Below are 20,650 nucleotides of genomic sequence, written 5' to 3'. Positions count from 1 at the left end.
CGTTCCTATTTTAGTCAAATTCTAATTCTACCTGCTCGCTACCCAGCAGAGTTCGTAGATCTGTCAAAAGGGTATCCGTTGGAGTTACCCGCCATGTTGCCCCAAATCGTAAACGGGCGCGGGCATCCACCCGCTGGTAATAAAGATGAACCGGTATCGTACCTGAACGGTGTGGCTCCAATGTTCCACGGAGACGGTTCAATAATTGTTCATCAATTTGCCTGTCTGACAACGAGATAGCAAGCCCACGTGCAAATTTTTCACGGGCCTCACTGATATCCATTAATTCCCGGGCTGTCATTTTAAGCCCACCACTGAAGTCATCAAAGCTGACTTGTCCGGTTGTGATTAAAATTTTGTCCTTCTCCAGCAAATGCTGATATCTTTCCAGGGCATCAGAGAACAACATAACTTCCAGCCGTCCTGAGCGATCATCCAATGTGCAGATACCAATACGATTACCCCGTTTGGTCGTTACAATTTTGGATGCCAGCACCAAACCTACCACAGTTGTAACTTGCCCACGAGGTGTTGGATTCACATCTTTTAGACGTAATCCATTTGTATATCGTTCAATCTCTTTTAAATAACCGGTGATCGGATGACCGGTCAAATATAGTCCTAGTGTCTCCCGCTCACCATCCAATACCACTTGGTCCGGCCATTTTGGTGTACTGGCATATGAACTCTCAACCTGTTCAGGTTCTTCCGCCAGCACGCCAAACATATCCGTTTGCCCAATGGCTTCGGCCTTAGCATGTTGATCTGCTGCTTTCAGAGCATCTTCCAGTGAGGACATTAAAGCTGCACGGTGTGGTCCTAGCCTATCGAATGCTCCTGACATAATCAGTTTTTCCATCACCCGGCGGTTCAGTTTTTTGATATCAACACGGGCACACAGTTCAAACAGTTCCTTAAAATGTCCACCTTTCTGACGAGATTCAATAATGGCTTCAATCGGCCCTTCACCAACACCTTTGATCGCACCAATGCCATAAACAATTTCACCTTCATCATTGACGTGAAAATGGTATAAACCGCTATTAATATCAGGAGGCAGAACTTTCAGCCCCATACGCCAGCATTCATCCACTAAGCCAACGACTTTCTCGGTGTTATCCATATCAGCGGTCATTACAGCAGCCATAAATTCTGCCGGATAATGGGCTTTTAGCCATAATGTCTGATAAGAAACCAATGCATAGGCAGCAGAGTGAGATTTGTTGAAGCCATAACCTGCGAATTTCTCCACTAAGTCGAAGATTCTCATTGCAAGTTCGCCATTTATCCCCTGTTTTACCGCGCCATCTTCAAATACTGAGCGCTGTTTAGCCATTTCCTCCGGTTTTTTCTTCCCCATCGCACGGCGTAGCATATCTGCACCACCGAGGGTATAACCTGCCAATACCTGAGCAATCTGCATCACCTGTTCCTGATACAAGATGATGCCATAGGTTGGCTCCAATACAGGTTTTAAGGACTCATGTTGCCATTCGACATCTGGATAAGAAATTTCTTCCCGCCCATGTTTACGGTCAATAAAGTTATCCACCATGCCTGATTGCAGTGGCCCCGGACGGAACAGTGCTACCAGAGCGATCATGTCTTCAAAACAGTCTGGGCGCAGACGCTTGATCAAATCTTTCATGCCACGGGATTCAAGCTGGAACACAGCCGTTGTTTCAGAACGTTGCAGCATGTCAAAACTTTTCTGGTCATCCAGTGGAATTGCCGCAATATCAATTGGTTCCAGATTTTTCTTGGCGCGACGTGCATTTACCATCTCAAGTGCCCAGTTGATGATGGTTAATGTTCTCAGTCCGAGGAAATCAAACTTCACCAATCCGGCATATTCCACGTCATTTTTATCAAACTGGGTAACCGGGTTCTGACCTTCTGGATCGCAGTAAATAGGAGCAAAATCAGTGATTTTAGTTGGCGCAATAACTACCCCGCCCGCATGTTTACCTGCGTTACGAGTTACCCCTTCCAATTTACGCGCCATGTCAATCAACGCTTTGACTTCTTCATCCGCTTCGTAAATTTCAGGTAACTGAGGCTCTGCCACAAATGCCTTTTCCAGTGTCATTCCCGGATCAGGAGGAACCAGCTTTGATATTCGATCAACAAAACCATAGGGATGCCCAAGTACTCGCCCAACGTCACGAATTACTGCTTTTGCCGCCATCGTACCAAAAGTGATGATCTGTGACACAGCATCCCGTCCGTACATATCAGCAACGTGTTCAATAACCTGATCGCGTTTTTCCATGCAGAAATCGACGTCAAAGTCAGGCATGGAAATACGCTCTGGGTTAAGGAAACGTTCGAACAATAAATCGAATTCAAGTGGATCGAGATCAGTAATTTTCAGGGCATAAGCGACAAGAGAACCCGCACCAGAACCACGCCCTGGCCCTACTGGTACACCGTTATCTTTCGACCACTGGATAAATTCCATCACGATCAGGAAATAGCCCGGAAAACCCATCTGGTTGATCACTTTCAACTCAATATCCAGACGCTCATCATATTCTGGGCGCTTTTCTGCCCTGATTGCCGGATCAGGATAAAGGAATGCTAAACGCTGCTCTAAACCCTGTTTTGATTTTTCAATCAGATAGTCTTCCGTGCTCATTCCCCCTGTCGGGAACTTTGGCAAGAAATATTCACCAAGACGGATCGTAACATTACAGCGTTTCGCAATTTCTACGCTATTTACTAATGCTTCAGGGATGTCAGAAAAAAGCTCACACATCTCCTGCTCACTGCGCAAATATTGCTGGGGACTGTAATTTTTCGGACGCTTGGGATCAGAGAGGGTATAGCCGTCATGAATGGCAACTCGAATTTCATGAGCCTCAAAATCTTCACTTTCCAGAAAACAGACATCATTAGTTGCTACAATCGGCAGATTTTTTTCTGCTGCTAATTCAACAGCAGCATGAAGATAAGTCTCTTCATCCTGACGTCCAGTACGGATGAGTTCCAGATAGTAGCAGTCTGGAAAGTGTTTCTGGTAAAAATCAAGACATTGCTCAACTAACACCTGGTTGCCACGCAGCAAAAACTTGCCGACATCGCCCATACGTCCGCCAGACAACAATATTAGTCCCGCTTTATATTTTACCAGCCACTCTTGTTTGATGGTTGGGCCAATTGCGCCATAACCTTTCTGATAGGCTTCGGAAATCAGTAAAGTCAGATTCTGATAACCTTCATTATTACGGGCCAGAATGGTCAGATGGGCGTATTCATCGCCCAATTGATCACTTTCCATGTAGAAATCAGCCCCAATAATGGGTTTAATACCTGCACTATGAGCACTGCCATAGAATTTCACCAGACCACACAGATTAGTAAAATCCGTGATTGCAAGTGCAGGCATACCCAGTTCAGCCACTTTTTTTATCAGTGGTCCTGTTTTGGCTAAGCCATCAATCATTGAATAATCACTGTGAACACGCAAGTGCACAAAACGTGGTTCGGTCATAATCTGCTCAGATACTTATTCCAGATTTTATCCAAGAGTCAGCGCACGTTTGACTGGCGCAAAACTTCTACGATGGTGTTCCGTAGCCCCCAACAAAGACAATTTTTCCAAATGCAGTGCGGTGGGATAACCTTTGTGTTTCGCAAAACCGTACTCAGGGAACTGTTTATCCAGTTCAGTCATTTCCCTATCTCGTGTTACTTTCGCCAAAATAGAAGCGGCACTGATTTCCGCTACCAGGTTATCTCCTTTTACTACCGACTGTGCTGACATCGACAATACAGGGCAACGATTTCCATCAATCAAAACATAATCAGGCTGAATAGCCAGAGCTGCAACAGCACGCTGCATAGCAAGCATTGTGGCATGAAGGATATTGAGCTGGTCAATTTCTTCTGGCTCAGCGCGCCCAAGGCTCCAACACAACGCTTTTTCTTTAATTTCCAGATAAAGCGCTTCACGACGTTTTTCTGTCAGTTTTTTCGAATCCATCAAGCCTGCAATGGGGTTAGCAGGATCAAGAATAACTGCCGCAGTAACCACTGCACCTACCAGCGGGCCACGCCCAACTTCATCAACACCGGCAATCAAATTCGCCTGAGGATAAACAAAATTCATTATCTTCTCGCTAACTCCAGTACCGCCTGTGCCGCCTGCTCATCAGCATCACAACGAATACTTTCATGCAAATGCAGGAAGGTCTGCTTTAACGCTTCCACTTCAGCACCACCACGCAAGAGCGGCAGCAATGCCTCTGACAGCGCTTTTGGCTCGCATTCATCCTGTAGTAACTCTTTGACTAACTCTTCACCTGCCAACAAATTAGGTAGGGAGACATAAGGTGTTTTCACCAAGCGTTTTGCCAACCAATATGTAAGAGGTTTCATTCTATAGCCTACTACCATTGGGCACTTAGCCAGCATACATTCCAATGCTGCTGTACCGGATGCCAGTAAAGTCGCATCGCTGGCTATCATCGCTTCACGGGCTTTACCATCTAATAAATGAATGGATAATTCCGGTGCAATTTCATCTTTTATACGCTGAAATTGCTCACGCCGTTTGGCATTTACCAATGGAACCAATACATGCAAATCAGGCAAATCCTTCCTTAGCAATTGTACAGTTCTGAGAAAATCGGCACTCAGCATTTCTACTTCGGCATTGCGGCTACCCGGCAAAAGCGCCAGGCAATGAGCATCCAATGGAATATCTAACGTTTCCCTGGCGGCAGTTTTATCGGTTTGCAGCGGCATTGCATCTGCCATTGTATGCCCAATAAATCGGCATGGAACATTAAATCGATCATAGAACGCTTTTTCAAACGGCAAAAATGCCAGTACCAGATCTGTCGCACGACCGATTTTGAACACCCGTTTCTGACGCCATGCCCATACCGATGGGCTGACGTAATGGATAGTTCTGATCCCTTGCTGTTTCAGCCGACCTTCCAGGGTGATATTGAAATCAGGGGCATCAATGCCAATAAAGACATCTGGTTTCAACTCAGTAAAACGCGTTGTTAAATCTTTACGAATTTCTAACAAACGGGACAAACGTCCTAAAACCTCAACGACTCCCATGACCGCCAGTTCTTCCATCTCATACCAGACTTCACAACCTTCGGCTTGCATAAGGGGGCCTGCGACACCCACAAAACGGGCATCAGGGATTTTAGCTTTCAATGCGCGGATCAGTGCCGCACCAAGGATATCACCGGATGTTTCTCCGGCGACTAAGCCAATGATCAGCGGACGTTGATTATTGGCAGAAGAAAAGGTAGTCAAAGGAGTGTCCTTCATCTACTTAACGAATGATGCCACGGCTGGATTTTGCTGAACTCGCCAGAAAATCACTGAATACTTTTACATGTGGGTTGTTTGCAGCCTGAATTTCAATCCCTTTTCTGGCTTCTTCCAAAGTTTTTCCACTACGATAAAGTTCCTTGTACGCATTACGGATAGCGTGCAGCGATTCTTTATCAAATCCACGACGTTTCAGGCCTTCAATATTCAAACCAAAAGGCGTGGCATGGTTACCCTGTGCAATAACATAAGGAGGCACGTCCTGAGCAACGCCGGAACACCCTCCCACCATAACATGGGAACCAATCTGACAAAATTGATGAACTGCTGTCATTCCACCGATAATCACGTAATCACCAAGAATAACATGCCCCCCCAACGTACCATTATTAGCAATGATACAGCGATCACCGACAATACAGTCATGAGCAATATGGGCATTAATCATCAGCAAATTATCACTGCCAACTTTGGTGACACCACCACCCTGGACAGTGCCACGGTGAATCGATACGCTTTCGCGAATACGGTTACGATCACCGATTTCAACACGAGTGGGTTCACCCTGATATTTGAGGTCCTGATTAGCTTCACCAATTGACGCAAATTGATAAATCTGGTTATCACGACCAATCTTAGTTATCCCGTTGATCACAACATGGGATTTCAATTCAGTCCCTTCACCAATTTCTACTTGCGAACCGATATAACAAAATGGGCCAATGCGAACATTGGCACCAATAACAGCTCCCTTTTCAACAATAGAAGAGGGATGGATAGTAGCAGTCAAATCAATCATGCATTAAGCCTCACGGCGGCGGGCACACATCATTTCAGCTTCGCAAGCCACTTCTCCATCGACTTTTGCTACACCTCTGAAACGCGCAACACCACGGCGTTCTTTAATAAATTCTACTTCCAAAATCATCTGGTCACCCGGCAAAACTGGTCGTTTAAAACGCGCATTATCAATAGTTGCAAAGTAATACAATTCTCCCGGCTTCAGTGTACCAACACTTTTGAATGCCAGAATTCCAGTTGCCTGAGCCATTGCTTCAAGGATCAATACGCCAGGAAAAACCGGCTTACCTGGGAAATGCCCCTGAAAGAATGGCTCATTAAACGTTACATTTTTAACTGCTCGTAGAAACTTGCCTTCTTCAAAATCCAGAACGCGGTCTACCAGCAAAAAAGGGTAGCGGTGAGGCAGTAAATCCAAAATTTCTTCAATTTGCAGAGTATGATTATCACTCATCTAAATACTCTTCCTGTCTGTATTCCAATCGTAGTATCAAAAAATATGTTATTAAACAATATCGTCAAAACATACAGCATTAACGACACGGCCTGCGTCAACTCCCGGAGGAGTTATCAGACAGGCCGCAAAAATAAAAGTACAACCAAAACGTTTGTATGATTACTTGCTGTCACCTTCAAGCTGGCGTTCCACAGATTTAAGCCGCTTATTCATTTCGTTAATATTCATTACTAAAGCAGTAGCCTTACGCCAAACTTTATTCTGCTGTACTGGTATACCAGATGAATATACACCCGGCTCAGTAATAGGGCGTATCACCATGCTCATACCAGTCACAGTTACTTTATCACAGATTTCCATATGTCCGTTTATGGCACTGGCTCCACCAATCATACAATAACGACCAATTTTCAGGCTCCCCGCCATAATGACACCACCCGCTATTGCAGTGTTATCACCAATTGTGACGTTGTGAGCAATTTGGCATTGGTTGTCAATGATAACACCATTACCGATGACAGTGTTATCCAGAGCACCACGATCTATAGTAGTACAGGAACCTATTTCAACACGATCACCAATCATTACCGTGCCTAACTGAGGGATTTTAATCCAATTACCGTGATCATTGGCATAACCAAAACCATCAGAGCCTATAACAGCCCCTGACTGAATGAGACATTGTTCACCGATTTCAACATTGTGGTACACAGAAACATTGGCCCAAAGGCGAGTTCCTGTACCGATACGCACATTTTTGCCAATAAAACAACCAGCACCAATGATAACGTTATCACCAAGCACAACACCTGATTCGATAACTGCATTTGCCCCAATTGCAACATTTCTGCCCAATGTTGCTTCAGAAGAAATCACTGCTGATGGATGGATATCCTGCGCAGGTCGTGGCGTTGTATCCATGATTTGCGCCATACGTGCATAGGCAAGATAAGGATTATCAACCACCAGAGCTGGAATCTTACAATGAGGTAAATCGGCTTCGCGCAGCACAACAGCAGCGGCCTGACACTCTGCAAGTTTCTCGGTGTAACGGCTATCCGATAAAAATGTAATTTGTTCGCTATTTGCTGAATACATAGGGGCAATACCAGTGATGACGATATTGCCATCACCATGCAATTGCGCATTCAACTGCTGAGCAAGGTCAGCCAATCGAATCGAAACCATTTATTTATTTAACCTGCTTCAATACTTCTGAGGTAATATCTTTGCCAGATGCAGCATATACTACGGTGTTTGCATCAATAACAAGGTCATAACCTTCTTTACCTGCAACCACTTTAACTGCATCCTGAATTCGGCCCAAGAGCTTGTTACGTTCTTCCATTCGACGACGACTGTTATCATTTTCGAAAGCCTGTGCTTTTTGTGCAAATTCATTACGTTTAGTCAGTACTTCCTTTTCTAATTTTTCGCGCTCACTTGCCTTCATGGTTGAACCATCACGCTGCAATTTTTGGAGCTGAGACTGCAAGTCGGATTCCATGCGCTGTAAATCAGATGCACGGCCTTTAAACTCGTTTTCCAACTGTTTTGCAACAGCTTCATGAGCAGGCAGTTGTTGGAATATTTCACCAACATTCACGATAGCGATTTTTTCTGCCGCCTGAACACCAGCAGAAAAAGCTAATGCGATACCAAGGCTTGCTGCACACAGTACTTTCTTCACGATAAACTCCTTTGACTTACGCTATTTATATGTTGGGATATTTATAATCGCCTTATTTAATAATAAGGCGATTTTCCACCAAGAACGATTGATTTTTACCAGGTTCCACCAATATTAAACTGGAATTGCTCTGTTCTATCCCCTTTATAATCTTTGATTGGCTGAGCATAAGAGAACGTTAGAGGCCCCAATGGAGATAACCATTGCAACGCAATACCAGTAGAAACACGGACATTATTCGGCTTGCTGTAATCAGGTAAACCAGCGTAAGCATTGCTCCAATTGGTATCCCATACTGTTCCTGCATCTACAAACAGAGATGTCCGCACAGAGTTAGAATATTTTGCATCCAGGAAAGGCGTTGGCGTAATCAGCTCGAAGCTGGCAACTGCTGTTGCATTACCACCAACTGCATCCTGGGACACTCCCCTGCTATCAACTTCAGGCAGACCATCTTTCCCTTTTTTGAGATAAACTGCTTTTGGACCAATATTATTGGGGCGGAAACCTCGAACACTAGTGGAACCACCAGCATAGAAGTTTTCATAGAATGGCATTTCCTTGCCACCGAAACCACCACCATAACCCAGACGAGCACGTCCCATTATGACCCATGAATGATCATCATCAATAGGATAATAACCCGCAGAGTTCAGAGTAACTTTATAGAATTGGTTATCTGAGCCAGGCACAGTGACTCTCGTATCTACCCCTGCTTTAAGCCCGGAAGTCGGGAAGAAACCACGGTCAAGACTATTGTAATTCCAGCCAACTGTTAGCATAAAGTCATTGGAATCAAACTTGACCTTATCCGTAAGACCCGGATCTTTGTTCATTTTCTTCATGTAACGCCACATAGCCAACTGAGGACGTATATTAGACAATGAGTTATGAACATAGCCTAGCCTGAAGAATAACGAGTTATTTTCATTCAGTGGAATGCCAAAAGAACCATCTGTACCGTATGATTTGTTGGTATAGTTAGAAAGAGAGGCATCATCAGCACGAAAATCATTATAAAACAGCCGACCACCCAGACTCACACCGTTAACAGTGAAATAAGGGTTCGTAAAAGACAAATCCGCAGACGTTGAGTAATCATTCTTGCTGGCATTGATACCTACGGCATTACCTGTTCCTAGCCAGTTATCCTGCTGGACTCCGATCTGAAAACTCATCCCACTTTCAGTACCGAAACCAATCCCAAAGTTCATGGAGCCAGTATTACGCTCTTTAACTTTATAGACCACATCAACTTGGTCAGGGCTGCCCGGTACACGTTCGGTTGCAACATCAACCGTTTCAAAATAGCCCAATCGATTGAGACGTTCTTTTCCGTACTCAACCAGATCATTACCCAACCATGCCCCTTCCATCTGACGCATTTCACGGCGTAATACAGAGTCTTTGCTGGTGTCATTACCAGTGAAACGTATGTTACGGACGTAGAAACGGTTACCTGCATCTACGTTGACATGGAGTTTCACAGTTTTGTCTGCATCATTGATTTCAGGTTGTGTCATGACACGAGGATAGGCGTAACCATAGCGGCCAAGAAGATATTTGATCGCCATTTCCATATGGGTTACCCCGGTTCCATTATACAATGAACCTGGTTTAATATTAGTCAGTTTCGTTATTTCAGATTGGTATCCTGCCAAATTACCATTTACATCAACACCTGAGATTTTATATTGATCCCCTTCTGTGATGTTGATAGTGATATAAATCCCTTTTTTATCAGGTGTCAGATTGACTTGAGTCGAATCAATGTTGAAACGGGCATAACCCCTATCAAGATAGAAACTACGCAGTTTTTCAAGATCGCCTTCTAACTCCTGTTTTTGATATTTCTGATTAGCGGTCAGATTCCACCACGGAACATCGTCCCTGAGTTGGAAATTATCGAGCAATTCATTGGTAGCAAAGGTCTTATTGCCAACAATATTAATCTGCTGAATTTTGGCTGAAATACCTTCGGAAAAGACAAGTTTCAGGTCGACACGATTACGGGGGAGGGGTGTGACAACGGCTTTTACTGTGGCATTGTATTTACCTACACTATAGTAGAAATCTTCCAGCCCCTTTTCGATATTTGACAGCATAGTGCGGTCAAGAGCTTCACCAACACGAACACGAGAGGCCTCAAGGTTTTTCTTGAGCATGTCATCTTTCACCGCCTTGTTACCGGAGAAAGTAATGCTGGCGATGGTTGGCCGTTCTTTTACCTGAACGACCAGTGAATTGCCATCACGCAAGACACGAACGTCTTCAAAATTTCCAGTCGCGAACAAGGCGTGGATCGCGCGACTGATATCTCCGTCGCTGACTGTATCACCTACGCGAACAGGCATATTCAATAATGCTGCACCAACGGTGACACGTTGAAGACTCTCAAAATGAATGTCCCGAACTATGAATCCGTCTGAACCGTATGCAGTGGCGCTGCCGAACAGCAGCGACGCTATGAGCAACTTTTTCATCGCCATCGTTGTTATGCGTTTTCCTAACTGGTCTCCCACCTTAAAAGCGGGAGAAATCATTGAAAAGTGCAAGCCCCATTAATAACACCAGCAATATAGCACCAATGCGATAACTGAAGTCTTGTACACGCTCGGAGACCGGCCCTCCCTTGATCTTCTCGATAGCAAGGAAAAGCAGGTGTCCACCATCTAGTACAGGTAATGGGAACAAGTTAATGATCCCAAGATTGACGCTGATTAGCGCCAAAAACATCAAATAATACACCAAGCCAGAATCAGCCGATACACCAGCTCCTTTGGCTATGGAAATAGGGCCGCTGAGGTTATTGAGTTTTACATCTCCAACAATCAATTTGCCAATCATATTGACGGTCAACTTCATCAATTGCCAGGTTTTATCCCCTGCCTCATAAAAAGCATAGAATGGCCCATATTGTTGAACTGTTTTGTATTCATCTGCCAGCGGGATGATTTTAAATTCGATACCAGCAAAACCTATTTCACGCCCATCGGAAAGCTTTTTAGCCGTTGGAGTCAATGATAAAGTGATTATACTGCCAGCTCTCACAACGTCTAATTTTAGAGAAATATTCGGATTCTTCCTGACATAAGATGCAAAACTGTGCCAGACATCTATATCCTGATCATTGACTTTAACGATCCTGTCCCCACTTTGTAAACCCGCTTTTTCGGCTGCCGAATCAGGATGGATTTTATCCACCTGAGAACTGGGATGCGGAATAACCGGCATAATTCCTAAAGATAGCAAAATATCCTGTTTGGATGGATCAAATGCCCAATGTCGCAAGTCCAGTGTTTTTTGAATAGCATCAGAAGAGTCCATTGGTGCTACACTCACCTCAACGGAGGATTCACCAACTTGACTCACTAACGCCAGCCTTGCTGAGTTCCAATCAGGAGTTTCGATACCGTCAACAGCTTTTAGTTCCATTCCGGGCAAAATATTTGCCTGCGCCGCTATAGAATCGGGTTTGATATCCAAAACCACCGGGCGTACCGAAGGCACACCGATCACAAAAACCAACCAATAAGCAACAACAGCCAGAATAAAGTTTGCGATTGGGCCTGCGCTGACAACCGCCGCACGCTGACCGATGGTTTTGTTGTTGAATGCCATATGACGACGTTCAGGAGCAACAGTTTCAACCCTTTCATCAAGCATTTTGACGTATCCGCCCAAGGGAATAAGGGCAATAACGTATTCGGTTCCCTGTTTATCTGTACGACGCCAAAGTGCTTTACCAAACCCGATGGAAAAACGCTCAACGTAAATACCACATCGTCTGGCCACCCAAAAGTGACCAAACTCATGCACTGTGATAAGCACACCCAATGCAACAATAAATGCAGCCAGATTCCAGAGAATATCCATTAATGTACCTTCAGAGACCAAATCCAGAAGAAATTAACATTACCAGCCCTGCAAAAACAGGAACCGCCGCGGTCAAACTGTCTACCCTATCCATCACACCTCCATGCCCTGGGATCAACTGACTACTGTCTTTAATTCCTGATTCCCGCTTGAACATACTTTCGGTCAGGTCACCGAAAACAGATGCAATAACAACAACGGCGGAAATCAACAATAAGTTCTCAGGCATAACAGGCACTGGGGCAAATTTACTGAACAGCCATGATATAAGCGCAGCAGTCAACAATCCACCAGCCAGTCCTTCAAGTGTTTTGCCCGGAGACACCTTAGGTGCCATTTTATGTTTACCTAATGCACGCCCAAAAATGTAAGCCCCCGAATCAGCGGCCCACACCAGCAACATCACATACAACAGCCACCACGCACCGTGATAAGTATTATTCTCATATCCTTGGGTACGCAATACCATCATTCCACAATAAAATGGCACAATTGTCAGAAAACCAAATGACATACGCAGTGTAACGGAGGATTTCCAAATAGAAGCTGAAGCAGGATAAGCAATAACTAATAAAATAGCCGCAGCCCACCAGAGCATGCCTGCCCACAATAGATATACAATTTGTGGCTTTTCAGTAAGGTGAGTAAGATCTGCCAAAGAGTATTGCAAGACCAGCAACCCCACAGTACACAACACTGCCAGAGTAACACGTTTAGTCTGTGTCAATAATCCGGCAAATTGCCCCCATTCCCATGCAGCAAGTGCTGAAACTGCAATAACAACCAACCCAAATCCTGAGGGAGGAAGCAAAAACAGAGCTGCAATAACAAGTGGAATTAATACTAACGTAGTTAAAAGACGGTACTTCAGCAAGTTCTCCTCCTATGATCCCACTTCGGCATCGTCTGGTGTTCCGCCAAATCGGCGTTCTCGTTTGGCAAAGGCATGAATAGCACCTTCAAAAGCTGTTTCATCAAAATCAGGCCAAAGTATATCGGTAAAATATAATTCTGCATAAGCGATCTGCCATAACAGGAAATTACTGATACGATGTTCACCTCCCGTCCTGATCACTAAATCAACTTCAGACTGCTGACTCAAGTTCATAAAACTACTGACTGTTGCTTCGGTAATTTCCTCAGGATTAAGCTGATCTGCTCTGACTTTCTCAGCAATCTGCTTGACACTCTGTACCAAATCCCAACGGCCTCCATAATTGGCGGCAATATTAAGCTGCAATCCGGTATTGTCCGCCGTCAATTCAACTGAACGGCGGATACGTTCCTGTAACCGTGGGCTAAACCGACTGATATCACCAATAACAGACAATTTCACATTGTGCTTATGTAAGCTCTTCACTTCATTATCAAGGGCAAAAACAAACAGTTCCATCAATGAACTGACTTCTTGTTGTGGACGATTCCAGTTTTCACTACTGAAAGCATATAATGTCAGTGATTCGATATTATTCTTAACTGAAAAGCTCACAGCACTTCGTACAGCTTTAATTCCAGCACGATGACCAAAAACTCTTAATTTCCCACGCTTTTTTGCCCAACGACCATTACCATCCATAATGATAGCAACGTGTCTGGGTAATGTTAGCGATGAGCCACAATCACTAGGCGATATCACTCAAACTAATCCTTAAATAACTAAGCTGGCTTATTGTGGTTCAAGAACTTTCACACATGAAAAAGCCGTGTTAACGATTACCACGGCTATTTCTGGCATAAACCCGAATGAAAGCCTTTATCTCTGATATACCCTTAACCTCTTACGCTGTTTCTTTCGTTGTTGACTGTGCAACAACTCAGAATCTATTGGGTATATACGCCCACAAAAACGTATGCCAAATATCAAACTGGTTATTATAACAACTATAATTTACCTGCGAACTATATCATCTGACCAAACGCAAACAAACATATACTTATCAGTAAAATTCGCTATTTAGCAAAGGCTTTGATTTCCTCTTTCGCTAAAATTCTCGCTATGTTATCGATTTCTAAGACCTCTTCGATGCTTTGAGGTTCAGATAAATTTAATTTTTCAACTACCTGTCGATTCACTATAGCGATATCAGTAAAACAAATTCTATTCTGTAAAAAAGCACTGACGGTTTCTTCATTAGCTGCATTTAATGCTGTTGTTGCAGCCTGACCTTCATGACATGCATCAATTGCCAATTTAAGGCATGGGTAGCGGCGATAGTCCAACGCTTCAAAAGTGAGTGTACTGAGTTCAGTAAAATCCAGCGGTTTCGCACCGGATAGAATGCGATTAGGATAGGCCATGCCATAAGCTATCGGAGTACACATATCCTGTGTTCCCAATTGCGCAATGATACTGCCATCATGGTAACGAACCATTGAGTGGATCACCGATTGCGGATGCAACAGCACTTCCATTTCATCAGCAGAAGCATTGAAAAGATTACGGGCTTCAATATATTCCAACCCTTTATTCATCATTGTTGCAGAATCAACAGAAATTTTACGCCCCATTGACCAGATTGGGTGAGCACAGGCTTCATCAGGTGTGACATAGGGTAATTTATTCAAGGAGGTTTTGCGGAACGGTCCACCGGAACCCGTCAAAATAATACTGGATATACCATGCTCTTTTAAATTCGCAGTACCGAGGTTATGTTGCACTGATTCAGGCAAACTTTGGAAAATAGCATTATGTTCGCTATCAATTGGCAATAATTGCGCTTTATATTGGCTAACCGCCTCCATAAACAAGCGGCCACTAGTAATAAGAGATTCTTTGTTAGCGAGTAGAACTTGCTTACCCTTGCGAATCGCTGCCAGTGTTGGCAATAACCCGGCGACACCAACAATAGCAGACATGACTTGATCGACCTCTTCCAGTGCTGCTAAATCACAAATGGCATCTTTTCCAGACAGGACTTCGATTTGACTGCATTGTTCCTGCAATAAACTCCGCAATTCTGTTGCTGAATATTCATCTGCCATTGCGGCATATAGAGGCCGAAACTCCAGACATTGTTGTGCCATGAGTTCGCTATTTTTCCCGGCAATAAGTGCCACAACTCGGAATTTATCTGGGTTATTTCTGACAACTGAGAGTGTACTTTTCCCGACGGACCCCGTTGAACCGAGGATAGTTAAGCGTTTCATTTTTATACTCTAAGTATTCTACTGACATAAAATCGCAATAGTTTGATCTGTCCTGATCGCCATGTCCATTGCTTAAGAAAGAAATGTGATACGAAATGGAAAACATTAATAATATTTAAACAATAAGAGCAACGCCGCAGGGCTGCGGCGTTGATTCGAGAAGTGGCAATTAGAAATCCATCAACTCAGCTTCTTTATTCGTCAGCGCTTCATCAATCTTTTTGATGAAACTATCAGTCAGTTTCTGAATGTCGTCCTGTGAACGACGTTCTTCATCTTCACTGATTTCTTTATCTTTCAGCAGTGCTTTCACCTTATCGTTAGCATCACGGCGGATATTACGAATGGAGACACGGCCTTGCTCTGCATCACCACGAACGACCTTGATCAGATCCTTACGACGCTCTTCAGTCAGTGGTGGCAGAGGGACGCGAATGATGGTTCCAGCAGAAGATGGGTTTAACCCCAGATCAGAAGCCATAATCGCTTTTTCAACGGCTGCGGTCATAGAACGATCAAATACCGTGATCGCTAAAGTACGTGCATCTTCGGCAACAACGTTTGCGATCTGACGCAATGGCGTTGCAGCGCCGTAATATTCAACGCTGATACCATCCAACAAGCTAGGAGAAGCACGGCCAGTACGCACCTTGTTGATTTGGTTTTTTAGTGCTTCGACGCTTTTTTCCATGCGGTCTTGTGCGTCTTTTTTGATTTCATTAATCACGTTATAAACCCTTGGGAGCTGGTTATGTTCTAGACCATAAATATTAACATGATATTTTATGGCCCTGTGTCATTAAATTCGGCACATCAGGACACTGATCATACCGTCAAATTTCACCAATGTCTCTGAGTACGGGAAGTGATAAACCGGATCGTGAGAAATCAGCCGTGAGAAATCAACGTACCTTCACTTTCCCCCATGACAACACGACGAAGTGCGCCTGGTTTATTCATATTGAAAACACGAATTGGCAGGTTATGGTCACGGGCCAGCGTAAAGGCGGCAAGATCCATGACTTTCAATTCACGCTCCAATACTTCCTGGTAAGTAAGCTTATTATAGAGAACAGCTTCAGGATCTTTTGTAGGGTCAGCAGAATAGACCCCGTCAACTTTGGTTGCTTTTAACACAACATCCGCTTCAATTTCAATGCCACGCAAACAAGCCGCGGAATCTGTCGTAAAGAACGGGTTGCCAGTACCTGCCGAGAAAATAACAACACGACCGTGACGCAGTAAGCTGATAGCTTCAGCCCAACTATAGTTGTCACATACGCCATTCAGCGGGATAGCGGACATCAAACGGGCGTTCACATAGGCGCGATGTAAGGCATCACGCATCGCCAGACCGTTCATCACGGTCGCCAACATGCCCATGTGATCGCCGACTACACGGTTCATTCCTGCTTCAGCCAACCCGGCTCCACGAAACAGGTTACCTCCGCCAATAACGACACCGACCTGAATACCCAACTCAACCAGTTCTTTGATTTCCTGAGCCATGCGGTCTAAGACGCTGGCATCGATACCAAAACCTTCTGCGCCTTGTAGGGCTTCTCCACTGAGCTTAAGCAGGATTCTCTGATATACGGGTTTTGCATTGGTTGCCATGGTGTTCAGTCCTAAGCAGATAAGGATTATTGGGGATTACTACGGTTTATTCAATGACTACACATCCACGCTATGCAGCCAGATGTAAAATTCATCTTTAAATAAAACAGAACCGCCAATCGGCGGCTCCGTTTAAACAATTAAGACTGTTTGCTCATTGCAGCAACTTCTGCTGCGAAATCAGCTTCAACTTTCTCAATGCCTTCGCCCACTTCGAAGCGAATAAAGTCGATAACTTTAGCATTGTTTTCTTTCAGCAGAGCACCAACAGTTTTGCTTGGGTCCATCACGAAGTTCTGACCAGTCAGAGAGATTTCGCCAGTGAATTTGTTCATACGGCCAGAAACCATTTTCTCTGCGATTTCGCGTGGTTTGCCAGACTGCATAGCGATGTCTAGCTGGATCTGATGCTCACGCTCAACAACGTCAGCCGGAACGTCAGTTGGGTTTACATATTCTGGCTTGCTTGCAGCAACGTGCATTGCGATGTGTTTGATCAGCTCTTCGTTTGCGCCTTCAGCAGCAACCAGAACGCCGATACGAGCACCGTGCAGGTAAGAACCTACCGCTTCACCTTCCAGAATAGCAACGCGACGGATGTTGATGTTTTCACCTATTTTCGCTACCAGAGTAGTGCGCTGTTCTTCGAATTTAGCTTTCAGTGCATCAATGTCAGCGTTTTTATCAGCCATAACAGAAGCAATAACTTCTTTACCGAATGCCAGGAAGCCTGAATCTTTAGCAACGAAGTCGGTTTCACAGTTCAGTTCAACGATACCTGCGAATTTAGCATCAGATGAAACTTCAACCAGGATAACGCCTTCAGCCGCAACACGGCCTGCTTTTTTAGCTGCTTTTGCCTGACCTGATTTACGCATGTTATCGATAGCCAGCTCGATATCGCCATTTGCTTCAACCAGTGCTTTTTTACATTCCATCATGCCTGCGCCAGTACGCTCACGCAGTTCTTTTACCAGAGCAGCGGTAATGTCAGCCATTTGTTTTATTCCTCGATGTGTCTCGCGGGAAGATAAGATTCCGCGTGGAAAGTTATCAGATAATAGTTCTATATCAGATAAGTAAAGGGGGCCATAACAGGCCCCCTAACCAATATATTTCAATACCTGGTCAATAAGGGGCTCAAGAACGAGCATGCCTTATTATTCAGCGTCTACAAGACCTTCTTCAGCCTGAACAGCCAGATCTTGTGAACGGCCTTCACGAACAGCAGTAGCCGCAGCATTCAGGTACAGTTTTACTGCACGGATTGCATCGTCGTTACCAGGGATGATGAAATCAACACCGTCTGGATCAGAGTTAGTATCAACAACAGCAAATACTGGGATACCCAGGTTGTTTGCTTCTTTGATAGCAATGTGTTCGTGTTCAGCATCGATAACAAACAGAGCATCAGGCAGGCCGCCCATGTCTTTGATACCGCCCAGGCTGTTTTCCAGCTTGCCAAGTTCACGAGAACGCATCAGCGCTTCTTTCTTGGTCAGCTTGTCAAAAGTACCGTCCTGAGATTGAACTTCCAGATCTTTCAGACGTTTGATTGACTGACGAACAGTTTTCCAGTTGGTCAGCATACCACCTAACCAACGGTGGTTAACAAAGTATTGGTCACAGCTCAGTGCTGCTTCTTTTACTGCTTCGCTTGCAGCACGCTTGGTGCCAACAAACAGAATCTTGCCTTTACGGGAAGCAATTTTGTTCAATTCTGCCAAAGCACCATTGAACATTGGAACAGTTTTTTCCAGGTTGATGATATGAACTTTGTTACGAGCACCAAAGATGAAAGGTTTCATTTTTGGGTTCCAGTAACGAGTCTGGTGACCGAAGTGAACGCCCGCTTGCAGCATATCGCGCATGGAAACAGTTGCCATTTTAGACCTCTATAAAATTAATTGGGGTTATGCCTCCACAGATCCCATGACACCGACTCTTTAACTGTGTGCTATTCATACCATATGAAAGATATTCATACGAATTAGCCACATGAGAGCACCCCGGTGTATGTGCCGATCCGTGTGTGTTATTTACACAGATGAGTTTATTTAGCATTTCTGTAATATTACTTCTGCTATAGGAAATAATTACACAGAATACCGGCGCGCTTTATACCATAAACCGCCCCCATACACCAACATTTGTTACAGCTTTCTGCTAGTCTTGGCGATCAGCGGTTATTGTTAGATATACAGTGGGCTGATACCATTACCATCATCATTTTTTTCTTAATTAATATCAAAGAATCGGTAACTCCCCGATTCTGATGGACTGATTTCATGGCTATTACTATCAAAACAGACGAAGACATTCAGAAAATGCGCGTTGCCGGGCGTCTGGCAGCCGAGGTTCTGGAGATGATCGAACCGCACGTTAAGGCGGGCGTAACCACTGGTGAACTTGATCGCATTTGCCACGAATACATCACGAATAAACAGCAGGCCATTTCTGCCTGTCTGGGCTATCACGGTTTCCCTAAATCCGTCTGTATCTCTGTCAATGACGTGGTTTGCCATGGTATTCCAAGCGATGACAAGGTACTGAAAGAAGGTGATATCGTTAACATTGATGTGACTGTGATTAAAAATGAATTTCACGGTGATACCTCCAAAATGTTTATTGTCGGTACACCAACTATTCAGGGCGAACGCCTGTGCCGTATCACTCAGGAGAGCCTGTACCTTGCCCTGAGAATGGTTAAACCGGGTATCCGTCTGCGCAGCATCGGCAAAGCAATTCAGCAATACGTGGAAAGTCACAATTACTCTGTAGTTCGCGAATATTGTGGTCACGGCATCGGCAGGGGTTTCCATGAAGAACCTCACGTGCTTCATTACGATGCTGATGACGGCGGCGTTATTCTGCAAAAAGGCATGGCCTTCACTATTGAACCAATGGTTAACACCGGCGATTTTCGTATCCGTACCATGAAAGATGGCTGGACAGTCAAAACTAAAGATCGTGGCTGGTCTGCGCAATATGAACATACCATTGTCGTTACCGACAACGGTTGTGAAATCATGACATGGCGTAAAGAAGAAGAGCCACATATCTCAGCCAAATTGGTTAATATATAATCACAAAAATAGGCAAAATCAGACCTTAAAAGCCCAATATCAAATTGGGCTTAAATAACTCATCTATTCAAAACGTCAATCTGCCTTAAATATAATATGGCCGCTTTCTCTTCATGGAAATATCAAAGAGAACCTATATGCCTAGCCAAGTATCTCGCAGTTTAATAGATTAATTTAGTTACATAAAATTAAATTTTTATTCATTCATAAAAGGACTTCACGCTACTTTGCCACATTATCTATAACATGTTTGTTGTATTTATTGGTTAGATTCAGTATTAGCTCCCCATATAAAGAAAGGTAAATATTTTATAAACGGTAGATTAATCATTATTGGAATACACAAAACAGAGCATGTTAGAATAATTAATATAAATGCCATTAATTTCTTGGGTTTTTTAAAATAATCAATCAAATATCCAATTAACAAGCTACCAAATAATCCACCTACTCCCCAAGCCCATAAATACATTGTTAAGTTATTTGAACCATTAAGGTCTTGTAGTAAAGGAGATAAATAGGTATATAAGCCTAAGCTTGCAATACTTGCAAAAAATGTTATCAGATTACTAATTTGAAATAGTATGAATTTTTACATATTTTGCGTATTTATTGTGACGATGAGATTGACGATTTTTTCAGATATAAACTGATTAAATGTTTAATTGGACATGGAAC

Annotated in this window: 17 protein-coding genes; 1 reads left to right on the top strand and 16 read right to left on the bottom strand. The window is 43.9% G+C overall.

The features are described 5' to 3' along the window. Positions 1-10: 10 nt before the first annotated feature. The 16 genes from dnaE to rpsB all read right to left on the bottom strand — a co-directional run bounded on the left by dnaE (position 11) and on the right by rpsB (position 18,772). Complete coding sequence (gene dnaE, locus ABLA85_RS12250; protein WP_367964486.1) at positions 11-3,493, bottom strand: DNA polymerase III subunit alpha; 3,483 nt, start codon at positions 3,491-3,493, stop codon at positions 11-13. 27 nt (positions 3,494-3,520) lie between these two features. Next, on the bottom strand, positions 3,521-4,111 hold the full coding sequence (gene rnhB, locus ABLA85_RS12245; RefSeq protein ID WP_367964484.1) for a ribonuclease HII: 591 nt from the start codon (positions 4,109-4,111) through the stop codon (positions 3,521-3,523). After that, positions 4,111-5,295: a lipid-A-disaccharide synthase gene (gene lpxB, locus ABLA85_RS12240; RefSeq protein ID WP_367964482.1), complete on the bottom strand. Its 1,185-nt coding sequence runs from the start codon at positions 5,293-5,295 to the stop codon at positions 4,111-4,113. The genes rnhB and lpxB overlap by 1 nt, the downstream gene beginning before the upstream one ends. A gap of 4 nt (positions 5,296-5,299) precedes the next feature. Next, on the bottom strand, positions 5,300-6,097 hold the full coding sequence (gene lpxA / locus ABLA85_RS12235) for an acyl-ACP--UDP-N-acetylglucosamine O-acyltransferase (RefSeq protein WP_367964480.1): 798 nt from the start codon (positions 6,095-6,097) through the stop codon (positions 5,300-5,302). Between the two features lie 3 nt (positions 6,098-6,100). After that, the gene (fabZ, locus tag ABLA85_RS12230; RefSeq protein ID WP_367964478.1) at positions 6,101-6,553 is read right to left on the bottom strand and encodes a 3-hydroxyacyl-ACP dehydratase FabZ; all 453 of its coding nucleotides are present in this window, start codon (positions 6,551-6,553) and stop codon (positions 6,101-6,103) included. A 162-nt stretch (positions 6,554-6,715) separates the two neighbouring features. Next, complete coding sequence (lpxD, locus tag ABLA85_RS12225; RefSeq protein ID WP_367964476.1) at positions 6,716-7,744, bottom strand: UDP-3-O-(3-hydroxymyristoyl)glucosamine N-acyltransferase; 1,029 nt, start codon at positions 7,742-7,744, stop codon at positions 6,716-6,718. Between the two features lie 4 nt (positions 7,745-7,748). Continuing rightward, positions 7,749-8,246 (bottom strand): molecular chaperone Skp, encoded by a 498-nt coding sequence (gene skp, locus ABLA85_RS12220; protein ID WP_367964474.1) that lies wholly within the window; start codon positions 8,244-8,246, stop codon positions 7,749-7,751. A gap of 95 nt (positions 8,247-8,341) precedes the next feature. Further along, complete coding sequence (gene bamA / locus ABLA85_RS12215) at positions 8,342-10,735, bottom strand: outer membrane protein assembly factor BamA (protein ID WP_367964472.1); 2,394 nt, start codon at positions 10,733-10,735, stop codon at positions 8,342-8,344. Positions 10,736-10,769: 34 nt separating this feature from the next. Then, positions 10,770-12,122, bottom strand: coding sequence for a sigma E protease regulator RseP (rseP, locus tag ABLA85_RS12210; protein WP_367964470.1), 1,353 nt, complete (start codon positions 12,120-12,122; stop codon positions 10,770-10,772). A 10-nt stretch (positions 12,123-12,132) separates the two neighbouring features. After that, entirely contained in the window at positions 12,133-12,996 is an 864-nt protein-coding gene (gene cdsA / locus ABLA85_RS12205; protein ID WP_367964468.1) for a phosphatidate cytidylyltransferase, read from the bottom strand. 9 nt (positions 12,997-13,005) lie between these two features. Further along, a complete protein-coding gene (gene ispU / locus ABLA85_RS12200) occupies positions 13,006-13,758 on the bottom strand; it encodes a (2E,6E)-farnesyl-diphosphate-specific ditrans,polycis-undecaprenyl-diphosphate synthase (protein ID WP_367964466.1) in 753 nt (250 codons plus the stop codon). 314 nt (positions 13,759-14,072) lie between these two features. After that, positions 14,073-15,269: a 1-deoxy-D-xylulose-5-phosphate reductoisomerase gene (gene ispC / locus ABLA85_RS12195; protein WP_367964464.1), complete on the bottom strand. Its 1,197-nt coding sequence runs from the start codon at positions 15,267-15,269 to the stop codon at positions 14,073-14,075. A 169-nt stretch (positions 15,270-15,438) separates the two neighbouring features. After that, positions 15,439-15,996, bottom strand: coding sequence for a ribosome recycling factor (frr, locus tag ABLA85_RS12190; protein WP_367964462.1), 558 nt, complete (start codon positions 15,994-15,996; stop codon positions 15,439-15,441). 161 nt (positions 15,997-16,157) lie between these two features. Then, positions 16,158-16,886, bottom strand: coding sequence for a UMP kinase (gene pyrH, locus ABLA85_RS12185; RefSeq protein WP_340620934.1), 729 nt, complete (start codon positions 16,884-16,886; stop codon positions 16,158-16,160). Between the two features lie 140 nt (positions 16,887-17,026). Further along, positions 17,027-17,884: a translation elongation factor Ts gene (gene tsf, locus ABLA85_RS12180; protein WP_047679437.1), complete on the bottom strand. Its 858-nt coding sequence runs from the start codon at positions 17,882-17,884 to the stop codon at positions 17,027-17,029. A 162-nt stretch (positions 17,885-18,046) separates the two neighbouring features. Next, positions 18,047-18,772, bottom strand: coding sequence for a 30S ribosomal protein S2 (rpsB, locus tag ABLA85_RS12175; protein WP_047679435.1), 726 nt, complete (start codon positions 18,770-18,772; stop codon positions 18,047-18,049). A gap of 402 nt (positions 18,773-19,174) precedes the next feature. Here rpsB and map point away from each other — a divergent pair, with 402 nt between their 5' ends. Further along, the gene (gene map, locus ABLA85_RS12170; RefSeq protein WP_367964460.1) at positions 19,175-19,972 is read left to right on the top strand and encodes a type I methionyl aminopeptidase; all 798 of its coding nucleotides are present in this window, start codon (positions 19,175-19,177) and stop codon (positions 19,970-19,972) included. Positions 19,973-20,650 lie beyond the last annotated feature (678 nt).

Origin of the sequence: Xenorhabdus sp. SGI246, assembly GCF_040838225.1 — a bacterium.
In the GTDB taxonomy this organism is placed as follows: domain Bacteria; phylum Pseudomonadota; class Gammaproteobacteria; order Enterobacterales; family Enterobacteriaceae; genus Xenorhabdus; species Xenorhabdus indica.
This window is presented reverse-complemented; position numbering and strand designations above follow the sequence as displayed.

What these genes read in the sequence shown, in the direction of transcription:
- dnaE (WP_367964486.1), bottom strand. Translation starts at nt 3,493, where the DNA reads ATGACCGAACCACGTTTTGTGCACTTGCGTGTTCACAGTGATTATTCA.
- rnhB (WP_367964484.1), bottom strand. Translation starts at nt 4,111, where the DNA reads ATGAATTTTGTTTATCCTCAGGCGAATTTGATTGCCGGTGTTGATGAA.
- lpxB (WP_367964482.1), bottom strand. Translation starts at nt 5,295, where the DNA reads ATGAAGGACACTCCTTTGACTACCTTTTCTTCTGCCAATAATCAACGT.
- lpxA (WP_367964480.1), bottom strand. Translation starts at nt 6,097, where the DNA reads ATGATTGATTTGACTGCTACTATCCATCCCTCTTCTATTGTTGAAAAG.
- fabZ (WP_367964478.1), bottom strand. Translation starts at nt 6,553, where the DNA reads ATGAGTGATAATCATACTCTGCAAATTGAAGAAATTTTGGATTTACTG.
- lpxD (WP_367964476.1), bottom strand. Translation starts at nt 7,744, where the DNA reads ATGGTTTCGATTCGATTGGCTGACCTTGCTCAGCAGTTGAATGCGCAA.
- bamA (WP_367964472.1), bottom strand. Translation starts at nt 10,735, where the DNA reads ATGGCGATGAAAAAGTTGCTCATAGCGTCGCTGCTGTTCGGCAGCGCC.
- rseP (WP_367964470.1), bottom strand. Translation starts at nt 12,122, where the DNA reads ATGGATATTCTCTGGAATCTGGCTGCATTTATTGTTGCATTGGGTGTG.
- ispC (WP_367964464.1), bottom strand. Translation starts at nt 15,269, where the DNA reads ATGAAACGCTTAACTATCCTCGGTTCAACGGGGTCCGTCGGGAAAAGT.
- pyrH (WP_340620934.1), bottom strand. Translation starts at nt 16,886, where the DNA reads ATGGCAACCAATGCAAAACCCGTATATCAGAGAATCCTGCTTAAGCTC.
- tsf (WP_047679437.1), bottom strand. Translation starts at nt 17,884, where the DNA reads ATGGCTGACATTACCGCTGCTCTGGTAAAAGAACTGCGTGAGCGTACT.
- rpsB (WP_047679435.1), bottom strand. Translation starts at nt 18,772, where the DNA reads ATGGCAACTGTTTCCATGCGCGATATGCTGCAAGCGGGCGTTCACTTC.
- map (WP_367964460.1), top strand. Translation starts at nt 19,175, where the DNA reads ATGGCTATTACTATCAAAACAGACGAAGACATTCAGAAAATGCGCGTT.